The sequence below is a fragment of the Paeniglutamicibacter terrestris genome (genome assembly GCF_012271785.1).
Lineage (GTDB): Bacteria > Actinomycetota > Actinomycetes > Actinomycetales > Micrococcaceae > Paeniglutamicibacter > Paeniglutamicibacter terrestris.
The window spans coordinates 58546-77407 of the sequence record NZ_JAAWVT010000002.1; the positions used below are offsets into that span (position 1 = coordinate 58546).

Consider the following 18862-nt stretch of genomic DNA (forward strand, 5'->3'; position numbering starts at 1 on the left):
CACCCGCGTCGCTAGTTTTCTAGTAACGCAACCCCATGACAAAGAAGACGATGTGGAATCATCCGGAATCATCCGGTGCCCCTCATCGCAAGTGGCAGGGTCCAGCGCGATCCAATGATGACCACGACTGCATAAGGAGAAAAAGCAGATGGCAAAGCGCAGTAAAGCATTCGTAGCCGCCGCGGCTAAGATCGAAGAAGACAAGTTCTACGCTCCGGCCGAGGCAGTTGCCCTGGCCAAGGAGATCGCCTTCTCGAAGGCTGACGAGACCGTTGAGGTTGCATTCCGCCTCAGCGTTGATCCCCGCAAGGCCGATCAGATGGTTCGCGGTACCGTAATCCTTCCGCACGGCACCGGCAAGACCGCCCGCGTGGTTGTCTTCGCAAACGGCGAAAAGGCAGAAGCTGCAATCGCAGCCGGCGCCGACTTCGTTGGCTCGGACGACCTGATCGCTAAGATCGCTGGCGGCTGGACCGACTTCGACGCAGCAGTTGCTACCCCTGACCTCATGGGCAAGGTTGGCCGTTTGGGTAAGGTCTTGGGTCCTCGTAACCTGATGCCGAACCCGAAGACCGGTACCGTGACCATGGATGTCGCCAAGGCCGTCAACGAGATCAAGGGTGGCAAGATCGACTTCCGCGTCGACAAACACTCGAACCTGCACTTCATCATCGGCAAGGTTTCTTTCGATGCTCAGAAGCTCGCAGAGAACTACGCAGCAGCACTGGACGAGGTGCTTCGTTTGAAGCCTTCCTCTTCCAAGGGCCGCTACATCTCCAAGGCTACCGTTGCTTCCACCTTCGGCCCGGGCATCCCGGTCGATTCGAACGTAACCCGCGTTCTTTCCGAGGCATAATAACGCCTCATCGTTTCGAACCCGGTACCAACCTCCTTTTGGGGGATTGGTACCGGGTTCGGTCGTTTAACCACCGAATCGGAGTCAATTCGCGGGTCCTGACTCGTGTGCCCGACATGTCCCACGCGTTCGCTGGCCGTATCCCTTAGCCCGGCTGGTTCGCCGGCTGGTTGCGCACCACCACGAGCTACACGTTCCGTTGCTGTAGCGCTCCAAGTAGCTCCATGAGGCACTGCTACCGCCCATAGCCTCCACCGTGCGTCCGCCTCCACGGTGCATCGTGCCAATGCACCGCCTAACGTCGCACCGTGACGCTGAGCGTTGGCCATCGGCGCCTCGCAGGTCGGCCATGCTGGCGGTGGACCTGCGAATTCCAGTGAGACCTAACTCGAATCTAAAGCAGCGGGCTGATTGGGCGCTCGGCCGTGCTGGTCATGACCAAACCTCGGAACGAGGTCAGCGGTCGTGAGATTCCTAGCCCTGGCAGGTTCCTTCAGGACGTGATCGTCGTGAATCTGAGCTGGCCAGCGGTCTCGTATCGGCCAGTGCCAGCCACGGCGAAGATCTTCATCGGCCGTCACGGACCACCTACGTGCCGGCGCCCTAGAATGGCGGGGTTGACCTGTTGGTTCGAAGTATCACCAGGGGCGGCACAATTTCCCGAAAGACTTCCTGAATAGCCCGTGCGCTCGCTTGGTGCCGGGGGAGTGGTGAGGCTTCGAGAAGCCTCGCCTTTGGATAGTCGCAACGGCGTGTGGCTTCTTCCCTGTCATCGATGTCCATGCTTTCCGCCGAGGTGATTGTGCGTATGCCCTTGAATGATAGAGTTGATTCGTCACGATTTGATCGTGACGGGTGATTCGTTCACCATGTGCTCCATGGCGGAGACCCCAAGCCCCGCCCCGAGCACATTACCGCAGCAATGCGTTCCCCCAAGTTGCATTGCTGCACAGGTAGGCTCCTCCCTTCCGCTATCCCCCAAGTTGCGGAACCCGAGGGGCCTACCGCTTTTAACAATTAGGTCCGTGAGGGGTAACGCGGAACACCTCTCACCGATTTGTTCCGTCGCTGGCACACTGCTAGGCTTGTGAATACCGAAGACCGTCGGTCGAGAATTACTGCTTATGCGGTGAGACTCTGAAAGTCCCACAAAGGACGACCTGCGCAGGTGAACGAAGTGAATTTCTCGCAAGTATTTGCGTGCTTTCCGCCCCGTGCATCTGCATGGGGCGTTTTTTATGTCAGTACTCCTGGCCGGGCTGGATCGACTGGTTATCAGATCTATACCCCGGAAGGAGTGTTATGGCAACGCCGACTAAGGTTTCCGCAGTAGAGGAAATCACCGCCGACTTCAAGGAGTCGACCGCCGCTGTCCTGACCGAATACCGTGGGCTTACTGTTGCGCAGCTCAAGCAGCTTCGCCGCTCACTTGGTGCAGATACCAAGTACGCGGTTGTGAAGAACACCTTGACTGGTCTCGCAGCAAAGGAAGCCGGCATCGAAGCATTCGAAGGCCAGCTTGCTGGCCCGACTGCAATCGCCTTTATTAAGGGCGACGCAGTTGCTGCCGCTAAGAGCCTCACGGATTTCGCTAAGGACAACAAGCAGCTCATCATCAAGACCGGTTACTTCGAGGGCAAGGCCCTTGACGCAACCGAGGTTGCCGCCCTGGCTGCCCTTGAATCCCGTGAGTTCCAGCTGGCACGTGTTGCCGGTGTGCTGCAGGCTCCGGCATCCGCCGCTGTCCGCACCATCGAAGCACTGCGCGTCAAGCTCGAAGAAGCAAACGGTGGCGCTGCTGAAGCACCTGCCGAGGCCGAGGCACCTGCTGCCGAAGCCGCCACCGAAGAAGCCTAAGCTTTCTTCAACCCCTCACTCAAGTAACTTGCGGCGCGTAAGTGCCGCCGACGGAAAGGCTGCCCATCATGGCTAAGCTGTCCACCGAAGAGCTCTTGGAAGCCTTCAAGGAAATGACCATCATCGAACTCTCCGAGTTCGTAAAGACCTTCGAGGAGACCTTCGACGTCTCCGCAGCTGCTGTTGCAGTTGCCGGCCCGGCCGCTGGTGCCGCTGAAGCCGAAGAGCAGACTGAATTCGACGTTATCCTCGAAGCAGCCGGCGACAAGAAGATCGCAGTTATCAAGGAAGTTCGCGCCCTGACTTCGTTGGGTCTGAAGGAAGCCAAGGAGGTCGTTGATTCGGCTCCTAAGGCTGTCCTGGAAGGCGCCACCAAGGAAGCCGCAGAGAAGGCAAAGGAAGCCCTCGAGGCTGCCGGCGCTACCGTTACTGTCAAGTAACTCTTCGCTTCTTAGCCGCTGGCCCGCAAAACCGTTTGGTTTTGCGGGCCAGCGGTCTTTTAACTTTGATTTCAAACCTGTGATTTGCTGTGTGTTTCATGACTTATCGCCTCCCGACTGAACTTAACCAATGTTCCTTGCTATCGTAGATAACGGATAGATAACGAACGCGAAAATGGTTAGGGTCAATGCATGGCGGGAAATGGCACGGCGGTACTTGAAGCCGTACATGAAACCGACCGGATCTCAAACCCGGTAGATCACCCAGTTGTCGCCAAGAAGGCGCCGCGGCTGGGGCTACTTGATGCGTTACGTTTTGCAGCAGCATTGTTGGTGCTCCTTTTCCACTACACCGCATGGCACCACGGATATTGGGGGACCCCCGAGGCCAAGGATGCATGGCCGGTACTATCGAGAATCAGCGTGTATGGGAACATGGGCGTCCAGCTCTTTTTCATTATCAGCGGATTCGTCATCCTGCTCTCCGCCTACGGTAAGGGTGCCGGAAGATTCGTGGGATCCCGTATAGGTCGTCTATATCCTGCCTATTGGGTAGCGGTGCTGGCCACTGGATATCTGGTAATAGTCATGTGGCCGCAGGTGGGTGCGGGGCTAGGGGTGAAAGAACTGCTGGCCAACCTGACCATGTTCCACCCAGCCATGGAGCTGCGACATATTGACGGCGTTTACTGGACGCTCTGGGTGGAAATGCGTTTCTATCTGCTCATTCTCGTTCTTATGGTTCTGCGCCTGTTGACCATTCGTGGGATCACCATTCTTGCCGCTACCTGGTCAGTCCTTGGACTGGCAGCCCATCTCGGCGGTAATGCCCAGGTCGCAACGGACCTGATGAGTGACTACGCGCCGCTGTTTTGTGGCGGAATCCTGATCTTCCTCATCTACCGATTCGGTCACAGCATTCTTCGCTGGTCCCTGCTGGTCATGAACGTCGGGATCGCCGCCTATTTCACTGGATTGAAGGGCCCAGTAGAGGCCATGGAACTGGTCGGATACGACATTCCTGCGTGGAACTACTGGGTCATTGTGGTGGGGTTGTTCACCGTCATCGCACTTCTGACACTGAGCCCACTACGCAACATCCAGTGGAAGTTTCTGGCGCTCTTGGGCTCCCTTACCTACCCCGTCTACCTCCTGCACCAGGTATGGGGATGGTGGCTGATTGACCATTTGAATCCGGTACTCGGAAAGTACGTCACGCTCCCGCTGGTGATCGCTACGGTATTTGCTGCCGCGTACCTGATTCAACGCTTCATCGAACGTCCACTGGCTAAACCACTTGCAACGGCCACCACCAACGCGCTGAGCCGTGTTGGATCGAAAATCAGGGATCTGAAGAAATCTAACGAGCCGGTTCTGGGTCGCTAATATCTGCCAGGGTTGCCTTCAATGCGTGGATCAACTTCGTTGAATCCACGAATGCTGAGTGGCCATGGGCGCCGGCGCCGAGGCAGATTTGACCGCCGTCGATGCCTAGATCTGCATAAACGGGCCACTGCGTTGTTGAGCCCAGCGGCGTGATGGTGCCGCGTTCATACCCTGTGGCCGTGTACGCGACGTCGGCGTGTGGCAGGGACAACTTATTGACCCCCAGCAGCGCGCGAAGTTTGGGCCACGAGATCACGCGGTCACCGGGAATCAGGACAAAGAGAAAACTGCCGTCCTTGTGTTTTACGACCAAGGATTTCACGATCTTTTCAGGAAGAATCCCCAAGAGAGCCGCAGCCTCCGTGAGACTCGAAGCCGGGCCCCGAGTCACCACCTCGATGTCAAGACCGCGCTGTGCGGCATCGAGTTTCATGCGTTCGACCCCAGGCGGCAAGATGATGTCCATGGCGATTAGGCCCCAAATCTCACGTGCGAAATACCGTCAGCATTGTGCCCATTGGTGCCCGCCGCGGCGTGGACCCGTAATGGGTGGCGTGGCCGGGAATCTCGTGCACAGATTCCGATAGCGGGGGATAGGGCAGCTCTAGGTGCATGAGAAATTGCCGTGTTGTCTCTGGATAAGTACACGTTCAGATACTCACTTTCTGGGAACACGCGAGGCCAAGTTGAGTGTTTCTAGGCTAGTGCCTCTGGTCTGCACCAGCACCCCCCACAAACTTGCGCGTGATGTAAATCTCAGCAAAAACTGGGCCTGGGCTGCTGGGTTGCATGCCGGACGGTAGACATGGTAGGTCCGATGGTGTAACGTTGAGATTTGCGTCTTCTCTTTTCATCTCCGGCCTTCATATAGCGGTAGGCCTGCTCAGCGGTGCTGTGAACAGTGAAACTCTTCGCAGAGAGACGACGCCGGAAACCTGACGGTCTGTGGAAGGATCCATCTTGGTCGCCTCGAGCACCTCTAACAACCAAACCGCTAGTTCGGCCCGCACCGCGGAATATGCTGGCCGACTTTCTTTTGCAAAGATTCACGAACCACTGGACGTTCCAAACCTCTTGGCGCTGCAGACCGAGAGCTTTGATTGGCTCATCGGCAATGAGCGCTGGAAGAACCGTCTGGCCTACGCCCAGACCATTGGTGACACCAGTGTAGCCAGCACTTCGGGCCTTGCCGAGATCTTTGAAGAGATCTCCCCCATTGAAGACTTCCAGGAGACTATGTCCCTGAGCTTCTCTGAGCCTGAATTTGCTGACCCGAAGTACACCATGGCCGAGTGCAAGGACCGCGACGCTACGTACGCGGCTCCGTTGTACGTTAAGGCCGAGTTCATGAACAACAACACGGGCGAAATCAAGCAGCAGACCGTGTTCATGGGCGACTTCCCGCTGATGACCGACAAGGGCACCTTCATCATCAACGGCACCGAGCGTGTCGTGGTGTCCCAGCTCGTTCGTTCCCCGGGCGCTTACTTCGAGCGCACCCCAGACAAGACCAGTGACAAGGACATCTTCACCGCGAAGATCATCCCGTCGCGTGGTGCTTGGTTTGAACTTGAAATCGACAAGCGTGATCAGGTCGGCGTTCGCCTTGACCGTAAGCGCAAGCAGTCGGTTACGGTTCTGCTCAAGGCTCTTGGCTGGACCGAAGGTCGCATCCTCGAGGAGTTCGGACAGTACGACTCGATCCGCGCCACCCTTGAGAAGGACACCACCGATACCCAGGAAGAAGCCCTCCTGGATATCTACCGCAAGCTTCGCCCGGGCGAGCCGCCGACGGTCGATGCTGCTCAGGCGTTGCTCAAGAACCTCTACTTCGAGGCCAAGCGCTACGACCTGGCAAAGGTTGGTCGTTACAAGATCAACCGCAAGCTCGGTGTTGACACCCCGCTGAACAGCCCCGACGCATCGGTCCTGAACATCGACGACATTGTTGCGATGATCAAGTTCCTTGTCGCGCTGCACGCCGGCGAGAAGAACACCCCGGGTATCCGCGACGGCAAGCCTGTCGCTTTGACCGTGAGTGTCGATGACATCGACCACTTCGGCAACCGTCGCATCCGCGCCGTTGGCGAATTGATCGAGAACCAGGTCCGTACGGGTCTTTCCCGCATGGAGCGTGTTGTGCGTGAACGCATGACCACCCAGGACGTCGAGGCCATCACTCCGCAGACGCTGATCAACATCCGTCCGGTTGTTGCGGCGATCAAGGAGTTCTTCGGTACCTCCCAGCTCTCGCAGTTCATGGACCAGAACAACCCGCTCGCCGGTCTGACGCACAAGCGTCGTCTTTCCGCGCTGGGCCCGGGTGGTCTGTCCCGTGACCGTGCAGGCATGGAAGTTCGAGACGTTCACCCGTCCCACTACGGACGTATGTGCCCGATTGAAACCCCTGAAGGCCCGAACATTGGTCTGATCGGTTCGTTGGCTACCTACGGTCGCATCAACGCCTTCGGCTTCATCGAAACTCCGTACCGCCAGGTCGTTGATGGTCGGGTCACCGGTCAGATCGATTACCTGACCGCTGACGACGAGCTTGACCACTTCATCGCACAGGCCAACGCGCCGTTGAGCGAAGATGGTCACTTCATCGAAGACGGCGTACTCGTTCGTGAAAAGGGTGGTGGCGGCGAGCCCGTCATCGTTGAGCCCAACGAGATCGCCTACATGGACGTTTCCCCGCGCCAGATGGTGTCTGTGGCAACCGCCCTGATTCCGTTCCTCGAGCACGACGATGCTAACCGCGCACTCATGGGTGCCAACATGCAGCGTCAGGCTGTGCCGTTGCTGGCCTCTGAGTCCCCATTCGTGGGTACCGGTATGGAGAAGTTCGCGGCTGTTGACGCCGGCGACTCGGTTATCGCATCCACCGGAGGCGTTGTCTCCGAGGTGTCGGCTGACCTCGTCACCGTCATGAACGATGATGGCACCGAATCGGCCTACCCGATCATGAAGTTTGCGCGCTCTAACCAGGGCAACGCATACAACCAGCGCGTGATGGTTTCCGAAGGCGACCGAGTTGACTACAACTCGATCATCGCCGATGGTCCCTCCACCGACAAGGGCGAGCTCGCCCTGGGTAAGAACCTGTTGGTTGCCTTCATGTCTTGGCAGGGTCACAACTTCGAGGATGCGATCATCCTCTCCCAGCGCATGGTCTCCGACGATGTGCTGACCTCGATTCACATCGAAGAGCACGAAGTTGATGCCCGCGACACCAAGCTTGGTGCCGAGGAAATCACCCGCGACATCCCGAACGTATCCGAAGAGATCCTGGCGCAGCTCGACGAGCGCGGCATCATCCACATCGGTGCCGAGGTTGAAGCTGGCGACATCCTCGTTGGCCGTGTCACGCCTAAGGGCGAGACCGAGCTGACTCCGGAAGAGCGCCTGCTGCGCGCCATCTTCGGTGAGAAGTCCCGCGAAGTGCGTGACACCTCCTTGAAGGTGCCGCACGGCGAGTCCGGCGTGGTCATTGGTGTTCGCATCTTCGATCGCGACAACGACGATGACCTGCCTCCGGGCGTGAACCAGCTGGTTCGCGTTTACGTGGCCCAGAAGCGCAAGATCACCAATGGTGACAAGCTCGCTGGCCGTCACGGTAACAAGGGCGTCATTTCCAAGATCCTGCCGATCGAAGATATGCCGTTCCTGGAAGATGGAACTCCGGTTGACATCGTCCTGAACCCCTTGGGTGTTCCGGGTCGAATGAACGTCGGCCAGGTTCTGGAAATCCACCTCGGTTGGGCAGCCAAGCAGGGTTGGAAGATCGAGGGCGAACCGGCTTGGGTGAAGAACCTGCCGGATCTACCGCGCGAATCTCCTTCCACGCTGGTCTCCTCCCCGGTATTCGATGGCGCGTCGGAAGACGAAGTCCGCGGCCTGTTGGATCACACCAACGTGACCCGCGACGGCGTTCGTCTGATCGGCAACTCCGGTAAGGCTCGTCTGTTTGACGGCCGCTCCGGTCAGCCTTTCCCGGATCCGGTATCCGTTGGTTACATGTACATCTTGAAGCTTCACCACCTGGTGGACGACAAGATCCACGCACGCTCGACCGGTCCGTACTCCATGATCACGCAGCAGCCGCTGGGTGGTAAGGCACAGTTCGGTGGCCAGCGCTTTGGTGAGATGGAAGTGTGGGCCCTGGAGGCCTACGGTGCCGCTTACACCTTGCAGGAACTGCTCACGATTAAGTCGGATGATATTCACGGTCGCGTGAAGGTCTACGAAGCAATCGTCAAGGGCGAGAACATCCCGGAACCTGGCGTTCCGGAATCGTTCAAGGTTCTGATCAAGGAAATGCAGTCGTTGTGCTTGAACGTCGAGGTCCTCGGAACCGACGGTCAGACCATCGAAATGCGAGACTCGGACGAAGAAGTCTTCCGGGCAGCGGAAGAACTCGGTATCGACCTTTCCCGGTCGGAACCGAACTCCGTCGAAGAGGTTTAGTTCCAATATGTGCCTTGTGGTTGGGGGAGCGGTGACGGTGGCAACACCAGCGCAGCGCTCCTCCGGCCGCCAAGACACGATTGCGGAGCTGGATATCTTCCAGACCCACGGTGAGCGTTGAACCTACGGGTTCAACGAACACCTCACCAATTTAGACTTCAGAGAACTTAGAAGAGAGATAAGGACCATATGTCCAGCGAATCCTCATTCGGACTCATGCGCATCGGCCTGGCAACAGCGGAAGAGATCCGCGGGTGGAGCTACGGCGAGGTAAAGAAGCCCGAAACCATCAACTACCGCACCCTAAAGCCGGAAAAGGACGGTCTTTTCTGCGAAAAGATCTTCGGTCCGACTCGTGACTGGGAATGTAACTGCGGTAAGTACAAGCGCGTGCGTTTCAAGGGCATCATTTGCGAACGCTGTGGCGTCGAAGTTACCCGTGCCAAGGTACGACGCGAACGCATGGGCCACATCGAGCTTGCCGCTCCCGTGACCCACATCTGGTACTTCAAGGGCGTTCCCTCGCGCTTGGGTTACCTGCTTGACCTGGCACCGAAGGATCTTGAAAAGATCATTTACTTCGCTGCCTACATGGTCACTTCCGTTGATGAAGAGCGCCGTCACGCAGAACTGCCGAACCTCCAGGCCCAGCACGATCTGGAACGCAAGCAGCTCGTTGACACCCGCGACTCCGACATTGCCGCGATTGCCCGTGAACTCGAGGACCAGCTTGCTGGCCTCGAGGCCGCAGGTGCCAAGGCAGCGGAAAAGAAGAAGACCCGCGACCTGGCCGATAAGACGATGGCTCAGGTGCGTAAGCGCGCCGACGCCGACATCGAACGCCTTGACCAGGTCTGGGACCGCTTCAAGAACCTCAAGGTCGCTGACCTTGAGGGAGACGAAGGCCTGTTCCGTTCGCTGCGCGAACGTTACGGACTGTACTTCGAGGGCTCCATGGGCGCCGAAGCCATCAAGAAGCGCCTTCAGGGCTTCGACATGGAAGCAGAAGCCGAGATCCTGCGCGACATCATTGAGAACGGTAAGGGCCAGCGCAAGACGCGTGCCCTGAAGCGCCTCAAGGTTGTTAACGCGTTCCTGACCACGACCAACTCCCCGTTGGGCATGGTCTTGGATGCCGTTCCAGTGATCCCGCCGGAACTGCGCCCGATGGTTCAGCTCGACGGTGGCCGCTTTGCGACCTCCGACCTCAACGACCTGTACCGTCGCGTCATCAACCGCAACAACCGCCTCAAGCGCTTGTTGGACTTGGGCGCGCCGGAAATCATCGTGAACAACGAAAAGCGCATGCTGCAGGAAGCTGTTGACTCGCTCTTCGATAACGGTCGTCGTGGCCGTCCGGTAACCGGTCCGGGTAACCGTCCATTGAAGTCCCTGAGCGACATGCTCAAGGGCAAGCAGGGACGATTCCGCCAGAACCTCCTCGGCAAGCGTGTTGACTACTCGGGCCGTTCGGTCATCGTGGTTGGTCCGCAGCTGAAGCTGCACCAGTGTGGTCTGCCTAAGCAGATGGCTCTGGAGCTCTTCAAGCCGTTCGTGATGAAGCGCTTGGTTGACCTCAACCACGCACAGAACATCAAGAGCGCTAAGCGCATGGTCGAGCGTTACCGCCCGCAGGTTTGGGATGTTCTCGAAGAGATCATCACCGAGCACCCCGTGTTGCTTAACCGTGCACCTACCCTGCACCGTTTGGGCATCCAGGCGTTCGAACCTCAGCTGGTTGAAGGTAAGGCCCTTCAGCTGCACCCGTTGGTTTGTGCCGCTTTCAACGCTGACTTCGACGGTGACCAGATGGCAGTTCACCTGCCGCTGAGCCCCGAAGCTCAGGCCGAGGCCCGAATCTTGATGCTCTCGAGCAACAACATTCTGAAGCCTTCGGATGGTCGCCCGGTTGCTCTGCCTTCACAGGATATGATCATCGGTCTGCACCACTTGACCACTAAGCGTCTGGACGAGACGGGCGCCGGTCGTGCGTTCACCACTCCGTCCGAGGCCTTCATGGCCATGGATCGCGGAGAACTCCACCTGAACGCACCGGTTAAGATCCGCGTCTCGGGCTTTGTCCCGTCCGAGGATCAGCCGGCACCGGAAGGTTGGGTAGCGGGCGAAGAAGCTATCATCCCGACGTCGCTCGGACAGGTGCTCTTCAACGACACCCTTCCGGCCGATTACCCGTGGGTTGAGCGCGTTGCAGGCAAGGATGCTCTCTCTGAGATCGTCAACGACTTGGCAGAGCGCTACCCGAAGGTTGTTACGGCGGCAACGCTGGATAACCTGAAGGATGCGGGCTTCAAGTGGGCGACCTTCTCGGGCGTCACCGTTGCCATTTCCGACATCACCTCGAACATGGACAAGGCTTCAATCCTTGCTCCGTACGAGGAGAAGGCACGTCGTGTGCAGTCGCAGTTCGACAAGGGGCTGATCGCCGACACCGAGCGTCGTCAGGACCTTATCGATATCTGGACCAAGGCCACCGATGAGGTAGCCGAGGCCATGAAGAACGGCATGGAAGAGCTGAACACCATTAACCGAATGGTGACCTCAAAGGCTCGTGGTAACTGGCTGCAGCTGCGCCAGATTGCCGGTATCCGTGGTCTGGTGTCTAACCCTAAGGGTGAGATCATCCCGCGTCCGATCAAGTCTTCCTACCGTGAAGGCCTGTCCGTTCTCGAGTACTTCATCGCGACTCACGGTGCCCGTAAGGGCCTGGCTGATACCGCGCTGAAGACCGCCAACTCGGGTTACTTGACCCGTCGTCTGGTGGACGTCTCGCAGGATGTCATCGTTCGCGAACAGGACTGTGGTACTAACCGCGGTCTGACCGTGCCGATTGCTTACACCGACGAAATCGGTACCGTGCGTATGCACGAAACCGTTGAGAACTCGGCGTACACCCGCACCTTGGCCACTGACGTGACCGATGCTTCGGGCACCGTGTTGGCAGAGGGTGGATCCGACGTGGGCGACGTGCTCATCGACGAACTGTTCGCAGCCGGCGTCACCGAGATCAAGGTTCGCTCCGTGCTGACCTGTGAATCGGCCGTTGGAACCTGTGCACTTTGCTACGGTCGTTCCTTGGCCAGCGGCAAGACCGTTGACATCGGTGAGGCAGTGGGCATTATTGCCGCACAGTCCATTGGTGAGCCCGGTACCCAGCTGACCATGCGTACCTTCCACACCGGTGGTGCTGCTTCCGCGGAAGATATCACCCAGGGTCTGCCCCGTATCCAGGAGCTCTTCGAGGCACGTACACCTAAGGGTGTTGCCCCGATCTCCGAGGTTGCGGGTCGTGTCACGATCGAGGACAGCGAAAAGCAGCTCCGCATCGTGATCACCCCGGACAACGGCGACGAAGAAATCGCTTACCCGATTTTGCGTCGTGCACGTCTGTTGGTTGTTGAGGGCGAGTCCGTCATCGTTGGCCAGCAGCTGGTCGCCGGTGCGATTGACCCGAAGCAGGTACTGCGAGTTCTTGGCCCGCGAGAGGCACAGAAGTTCCTCGTCCGCGAAGTCCAGGAAGTGTACCAATCCCAGGGTGTTGGCATTCACGATAAGCACGTGGAAGTCATCGTTCGCCAGATGCTTCGCCGCATCACCGTCATCGAGTCGGGCGAAACCGACTTGCTGCCGGGCGAGCTTGCTGACAAGGCACGCTTCCAGTCGGCCAACCGCAAGGCTGTTTCCGAAGGTAAGCGTCCGGCTTCAGGTCGTGACGAATTGATGGGTATTACCAAGGCTTCCTTGGCTACCGATTCATGGCTCTCGGCTGCTTCCTTCCAGGAGACCACGCGTGTCCTGACTCAGGCTGCAATGGAAGGCAAGTCCGATCCATTGCTCGGCCTGAAGGAAAACGTGATCATCGGTAAGCTGATCCCGGCCGGTACCGGCCTTGATCGCTACACCCAGGTCAACGTGGAACCGACCGAGGCAGCGAAGGCTTCGCTGTTCACCGGTCAGTCCGCCTTCTCCACCGGCATGGACTACGAAGGTTTGGAGCCGGGCCTCAGCCCGGAATTTCACGCCATCGCCATGGATGACTACGATCTCGGCAACGATTTCCGCTAAGGCGTAACTCTTCTCCCCGGCTTGACCGGGGAGAAGACCGCGTAACAAGATCGGCCCGTGCAGCGTCTCGCAACCTCGAAAGAGGAATGCGGGAAACGCGGCACGGGCCGATCTTTTTTGTGCTCGTAATGTGGTGGCTGCGTACGGAAGAGCCGAACACGCAGTATGAACCAAAAATCCAGCACCCATGTCGACGGACGATCACTCACTGATACTGGGTGATTGCTCATCTAAGGAATCGATTGAACTAAGAGTCGCCGTTGATATCAAAGGGGCGCCAATGCCCATGATTTCAGGGCGTTCACGGCGGATGGATGCTTAAGTTTCTAGTAGATAAGTTGTCTAGATGAAGTCCGCTGGGAGGCTATGTTCCGATGCCTTAGGACACGTGGATGGAGTCACTTTGAGGGTGAAAGAACCAATTGCGTCTGAGTCGTTGTTCGGGGTCAAGGACCTTGTCTTGTAGAACATAAGGGATCGACTTGAGCACGACAATCTTGAAGTGTCCGGCGTGGAAGGATGCATGGCAGATCGGACACAATAGGGCCCCATTGGACAAATCTGTCTTGCCGCCGAGGTACCAAGGTTGGATATGGTTCGCTTCGCAACGGTGTGCGGCCATGGTGCAACCTGGGTTGATGCATCCGCGGTCCCGAAGTGCCATGGCCCGGCGTTGCGCCCGACTGAAGAAACGCTGGGTTCGGCCCAGATCCAAGGGCTGCGATTCGGTCCCGAGCACCGCGGGGAGAACGTTGGCGACGCAGGCCAGCCGTCGAGCGTAGCCAGCAGACACCAGATGTCCGTGATTGGAGATTCCCGGATCGTTGAGCTTGCCAATCAGCGAATCCCACGAAATGGTCACGACCAAATCGATATTGGGTTTCATAGGGAGATTTCCCGTGGGATCCGGATCTCGGTTCATGGTGCAACGAATGGCGTCAAAGAATGCCTGAAGTAAGTTCCTGGCCTTGGAACGCGATCGAGCCGCAGCCAACGTCTCACCGGGAAGCATCGGGATCTGGGTACCTTGAATATCGGCCGGTGGCACCTGACCCAGATCGGAGAACTCGGCACGGGGTCGCTCATCCATCGGCATATCTGGGCTTACTGCCCAAGCTGGGATGATATTCGGTTCGGGGGAGAGCTGGGGGGAACTGTCCATCCCCGGAAGCGCCGGCTGCTCGAGTGCTTCTTGGGCTTCGGATGTGCTTCCGGATTTGGACCGCGGGTTGCTTAGCTCGTCAGAGAATGTTGTGAGTAATTCGTGACCGGATGTCCCAGTGCATAGTTCCCAGATGAACCCGTGGGGTCGCTTGCCTTTGAACTCTAGGCCAAAATGGTCCTCCATCTGTTTCTCGGAGCGTTCGAGGGCAGTGTCGTCGAGCTGCGAAGAAATGAGCTTGAGCAACTGTCCGGTGCCGCTCTGATTCCGTGAAGTCAGGGAATCGGCCACCTGTTTTTCAATGCGTTCCGCTGTCGAGTCAGGGTCCTGCTGGGCATCGATGCCCGGTTGCAGGGCTAGGAGCCGCCGAGCGGTACCTGCGGCTTCCAGCGGATCGGCCGTGCCGTCGTTGAATACCCTTCCGAGTTCCTTATAACGAGGGGAAATGAGTGCACCGTTAAAGCCTGCGTGTGGAAGAAGAAGGTCTCGGGTTAGAAGTCGTTTTTTGGCCGCCGTGTATGAGAGGTGCAAGCGGTCTTTGAGTAGATCGTGCGAATCTCGGAAAAGCATCTTTGTGCTGGGGGAGTGGTAGTGGTCCGTGGGCAGAGTTGAGGCACCACCGATGAAATTTTCTAGATGGTTATGGAGCTCAATAAGTTCGCTTAGAGGTTCCTGGGTCATAGTGTGAGCATTGGTATCGTCTACCTTGCCGGCAGCAACAATCTGGGCACGTCCAGTGGTCCTCGATAAATCTTCGGCAAGCATTGCTAGAAGTAGCGACCGCACGGCCGAACTTCCAAGTTCGGCGGCGATATCATCAACTAACCGCTTGAGGACTGGATTCAGTAAGGCAAGCAGACGCAGCTTGTCGTCCACAGGTACCTCGGAGATAGACTCATCCGGGGTCTCTATGGACGGTGCCAAGACTTGCTGTAATTCAGCCAGCCCGGCAGTGGTGAGTGCCGCCATGGAATTCATAAACCCAGCGTGACCCCATAAGGGACTTCGCCCAGAAGCATGCCGCGGGATGGTGGATAACTTTTCACGCAGGAGAACCGCCCAGAAGGTGAGCCACGTATGAACTCGTGCCGAACGATGCGAGGCGCGGATGCCAAAATTAAGTGACCTGCCCTTCATCAAGAAGCACCACTGATTCGCCAATGCAGGTAAAAGTGCCTAAATCCCGGTAAATCTCGTGGATTCGTTCACTAGATGGTCGGAAGGTGCGAATGCACCGGGAGGCCAAGGCCGTCAACCCGTCCAGATCCGCGCGAAGGCCGTGCTAAGCTAGTGGTAATTGTTTTTCATGTGTGGCAAATGGACACGGTCCGGGTTGCGGGTAGGTTGCGCAACAGATGCCACACTTTCGCACGCCTAGAGCATTTTCGTTCCGGTGTTCGGTAAAGCAAGCAGCTAGCTCCATAATCTGGCACTTTAGAGTCCGATTGTGGTGCCGACAAACTTAGACAATGGAAGGACACGAAAGTGCCTACTATTCAGCAGCTGGTCCGTAAGGGCCGCTCGCCGAAGGTCAAAAAGACCAAGGCCCCAGCCCTTAAGGGCAACCCGATGCGTCGTGGCGTTTGCACCCGTGTGTACACCACGACCCCGAAGAAGCCTAACTCCGCACTTCGTAAGGTCGCACGTGTGCGCCTTGCCGGTGGCGTTGAAGTTACCGCTTACATTCCTGGTGTTGGTCACAACCTTCAGGAACACTCCATCGTGCTCGTTCGCGGTGGTCGTGTGAAGGACCTTCCGGGTGTGCGCTACAAGATCGTACGTGGTGCCCTCGATACCCAGGGTGTGAAGAACCGTAAGCAAGCTCGCTCGCGCTACGGTGCCAAGAAGGAAGGTAAGTAATGCCTCGTAAGGGTCCGGCGCCCGCGCGCCCACTCGTTTCGGATCCGGTACACGGTTCCCCGCTTGTTACCCAGCTGATCAATAAGGTTTTGGTCGATGGTAAGAAGTCCACAGCCGAGCGTATCGTTTACGGTGCACTCGCAGGTGTTGCAGCCAAGAACGCTGCTGACCCGGTGGTTACCTTGAAGAAGGCCATGGATAACATCCGCCCGGCCCTCGAAGTTCGTTCCCGCCGTGTTGGTGGCGCAACTTACCAGGTTCCCGTTGAGGTCAAGCCCGGTCGTTCGACCGCTCTTGCACTTCGCTGGCTCGTTGGTTACTCGAAGGCTCGCCGCGAGAAGACCATGATCGAGCGTCTCATGAACGAGATCCTCGACGCTTCCAACGGTCTTGGCGCTGCTGTAAAGCGTCGCGAAGATACCCACAAGATGGCAGAGTCCAACAAGGCCTTCGCCCACTACCGCTGGTAAAAAGCGTTCTGTTTCGCTGGTGGAATTGATCTTTGATCGGTTCCACCAGCGTTTCGGGCATCACCGACTTAGGGAGACATTGTGGCACAGGAAGTGCTTACCGACCTTAATAAGGTCCGCAATATCGGCATCATGGCTCACATCGACGCCGGTAAGACCACTACTACGGAACGCATCCTGTTCTACACGGGTGTGAACCACAAGCTCGGCGAGACGCACGATGGTGCCTCGACGACTGACTGGATGGAGCAGGAAAAGGAGCGCGGCATTACTATCACGTCTGCCGCCGTGACCTGCTTCTGGAACAAAAACCAGATCAACATCATTGACACCCCGGGCCACGTTGACTTCACCGTTGAGGTTGAGCGCTCACTGCGCGTCCTCGATGGTGCAGTTGCTGTGTTCGATGGCAAGGAAGGCGTGGAGCCGCAGTCTGAGACTGTTTGGCGCCAGGCTGACAAGTACAACGTTCCGCGTATCTGCTTCGTCAACAAGATGGACAAGATGGGTGCAGACTTCTACTTCACCGTCGACACCATCATCAAGCGCCTTGGTGCTAAGCCGTTGGTTATGCAGCTTCCGATCGGTTCCGAGTCCGACTTCGTCGGCGTCGTTGACCTTCTGACCATGAAGGCACTCGTTTGGGAAGGCGACGCCAAGGGCGACGTCACCATGGGTGCAGCATACGATACTCGCGAAATTCCGGCAGACATGCTGGAAAAGGCCGAGGAATACCGCGCCAAGCTGGTAGAGGACGTTGCCGAGGGCTCTGACGAGCTCATGGAGAAGTTCCTCGAAGGCGAAGAGATCAGCGTTGCTGAGCTCAAGGCCGGCATTCGTAAGATGGTTGTTAACTCCGAGATCTACCCGGTCTTCTGTGGTTCTGCTTTCAAGAACCGTGGCGTTCAGCCGATGCTGGATGCTGTTATCGACTTCCTGCCGAATCCTATGGATGTTGGCGCGACGATCGGTACCGATCCGAAGAACGAAGAGATCGAGATTCGCCGCGAGCCGAACGAGACTGAGCCGTTCTCGGCTCTGGCCTTCAAGATCGCAACTCACCCGTTCTTCGGTCAGTTGAACTTCATCCGCGTGTACTCCGGTAAGGCAACTCCGGGTACTCAGCTGCTGAACTCGACGAAGCAGAAGAAAGAACGTATTGGCAAGCTCTTCCAGATGCACGCCAATAAGGAAATGCCAGTAGACGAGGTCCACGCCGGCCACATCTACGCAGTGATCGGCCTCAAGGACACCACCACCGGTGATACCTTGTGCGATCCGGCAAACCCGATCGTTCTTGAGTCGATGTCCTTCCCTGATCCCGTGATCTTCGTGGCCATTGAGCCCAAGACCAAGGGTGACCAGGAGAAGCTCTCAACGGCTATCCAGAAGCTTTCGGCCGAGGACCCGACGTTCACCGTCTCCCTCAACGAAGACACTGGCCAGACCGAAATTGGCGGCATGGGCGAGCTTCACCTGGATATCCTGGTGGACCGCATGCGTCGCGAATTCCGCGTTGAAGCTAACGTTGGCAAGCCGCAGGTTGCATACCGCGAAACCATCAAGAAGTCTGTGGAGAAGGTTGACTTCACCCACAAGAAGCAGACCGGTGGTTCGGGTCAGTTCGCAAAGGTCCAGGTCTCGTTCGAGCCCTTGGAAGTTGTTGACGGTGTCATCTACGAATTCAAGAACAGCGTTACCGGTGGCCGTATTCCTCGCGAATACATCCCGTCGATTGACGCTGGTATCCAGGACGCCATGCAGTTCGGTATCCTGGCCGGCTACCCGATGGTTGGCGTGAAGGCTATCCTCCTTGATGGTGCCTACCACGACGTTGACTCCTCGGAAATGGCGTTCAAGATTGCTGGTTCACAGGTGTTCAAGGAAGGCGCACGTCGCGCCCAGCCGATCATCCTTGAGCCGGTTATGGATGTCGAAGTCCGTACTCCTGAGGAGTACATGGGCGATGTCATTGGTGACTTGAACTCCCGCCGTGGTTCCATCGCTTCGATGGAAGACGCTGCAGGCGTGAAGGTTATTCGTGCAACGGTTCCGTTGTCTGAAATGTTCGGTTACATTGGTGACCTGCGTTCGAAGACTCAGGGCCGTGCCGTGTACTCGATGACGTTCTCCAGCTACTCCGAGGTCCCGAAGGCAGTAGCCGACGAGATCATCCAGAAGTCCCGCGGCGAGTAATCTCGTTTAGGACCAAAAATTGGCCCTAAACCCGATTCTCGGGTGAAGGGCCGCAGGTTGGGGCCGGTGCGAAGAAATTCAATCC

11 protein-coding genes are annotated in these 18862 nt (G+C 57.5%); 9 read left to right on the top strand and 2 right to left on the bottom strand.

The window, feature by feature from the left end; all coding sequences use genetic code 11:
- Positions 1-148: 148 nt before the first annotated feature.
- The 4 genes from rplA to HED64_RS06015 all read left to right on the top strand — a co-directional run bounded on the left by rplA (position 149) and on the right by HED64_RS06015 (position 4539).
- Positions 149-856 carry a 50S ribosomal protein L1 gene (gene rplA, locus HED64_RS06000; protein ID WP_132358708.1) on the top strand — a complete coding sequence of 236 codons (708 nt, stop codon included), beginning with the start codon at positions 149-151 and terminating at the stop codon, positions 854-856.
- Positions 857-2158: 1302 nt separating this feature from the next.
- On the top strand, positions 2159-2713 hold the full coding sequence (gene rplJ / locus HED64_RS06005) for a 50S ribosomal protein L10 (protein ID WP_132358706.1): 555 nt from the start codon (positions 2159-2161) through the stop codon (positions 2711-2713).
- A gap of 68 nt (positions 2714-2781) precedes the next feature.
- A complete protein-coding gene (rplL, locus tag HED64_RS06010) occupies positions 2782-3153 on the top strand; it encodes a 50S ribosomal protein L7/L12 (RefSeq protein ID WP_168151207.1) in 372 nt (123 codons plus the stop codon).
- A gap of 192 nt (positions 3154-3345) precedes the next feature.
- Complete coding sequence (locus HED64_RS06015) at positions 3346-4539, top strand: acyltransferase family protein (protein WP_168151208.1); 1194 nt, start codon at positions 3346-3348, stop codon at positions 4537-4539.
- On the opposite strand, the gene HED64_RS06020 is transcribed toward HED64_RS06015, so the two are convergent.
- A complete protein-coding gene (locus HED64_RS06020; protein WP_168151209.1) occupies positions 4514-5005 on the bottom strand; it encodes an aminoacyl-tRNA deacylase in 492 nt (163 codons plus the stop codon). The genes HED64_RS06015 and HED64_RS06020 overlap by 26 nt on opposite strands.
- 494 nt (positions 5006-5499) lie before the next feature.
- On the opposite strand from HED64_RS06020, the gene rpoB reads away from it, so the two are divergent.
- A complete protein-coding gene (gene rpoB, locus HED64_RS06025) occupies positions 5500-9006 on the top strand; it encodes a DNA-directed RNA polymerase subunit beta (RefSeq protein ID WP_168151210.1) in 3507 nt (1168 codons plus the stop codon).
- A 189-nt stretch (positions 9007-9195) separates the two neighbouring features.
- Positions 9196-13089: a DNA-directed RNA polymerase subunit beta' gene (locus HED64_RS06030; protein WP_168151211.1), complete on the top strand. Its 3894-nt coding sequence runs from the start codon at positions 9196-9198 to the stop codon at positions 13087-13089.
- A gap of 379 nt (positions 13090-13468) precedes the next feature.
- Here HED64_RS06030 and HED64_RS06035 read toward each other — a convergent pair whose 3' ends face one another.
- Positions 13469-15220 (bottom strand): HNH endonuclease signature motif containing protein, encoded by a 1752-nt coding sequence (locus HED64_RS06035; RefSeq protein ID WP_168151212.1) that lies wholly within the window; start codon positions 15218-15220, stop codon positions 13469-13471.
- Positions 15221-15736: 516 nt separating this feature from the next.
- On the opposite strand from HED64_RS06035, the gene rpsL reads away from it, so the two are divergent.
- From rpsL to fusA, 3 genes are all read left to right on the top strand, one after another.
- Positions 15737-16111: a 30S ribosomal protein S12 gene (gene rpsL, locus HED64_RS06040; RefSeq protein WP_068731493.1), complete on the top strand. Its 375-nt coding sequence runs from the start codon at positions 15737-15739 to the stop codon at positions 16109-16111.
- The gene (gene rpsG / locus HED64_RS06045) at positions 16111-16581 is read left to right on the top strand and encodes a 30S ribosomal protein S7 (RefSeq protein WP_132358694.1); all 471 of its coding nucleotides are present in this window, start codon (positions 16111-16113) and stop codon (positions 16579-16581) included. The genes rpsL and rpsG overlap by 1 nt, the downstream gene beginning before the upstream one ends.
- A gap of 81 nt (positions 16582-16662) precedes the next feature.
- On the top strand, positions 16663-18777 hold the full coding sequence (fusA, locus tag HED64_RS06050; protein WP_168151213.1) for an elongation factor G: 2115 nt from the start codon (positions 16663-16665) through the stop codon (positions 18775-18777).
- Positions 18778-18862: the final 85 nt, after the last annotated feature.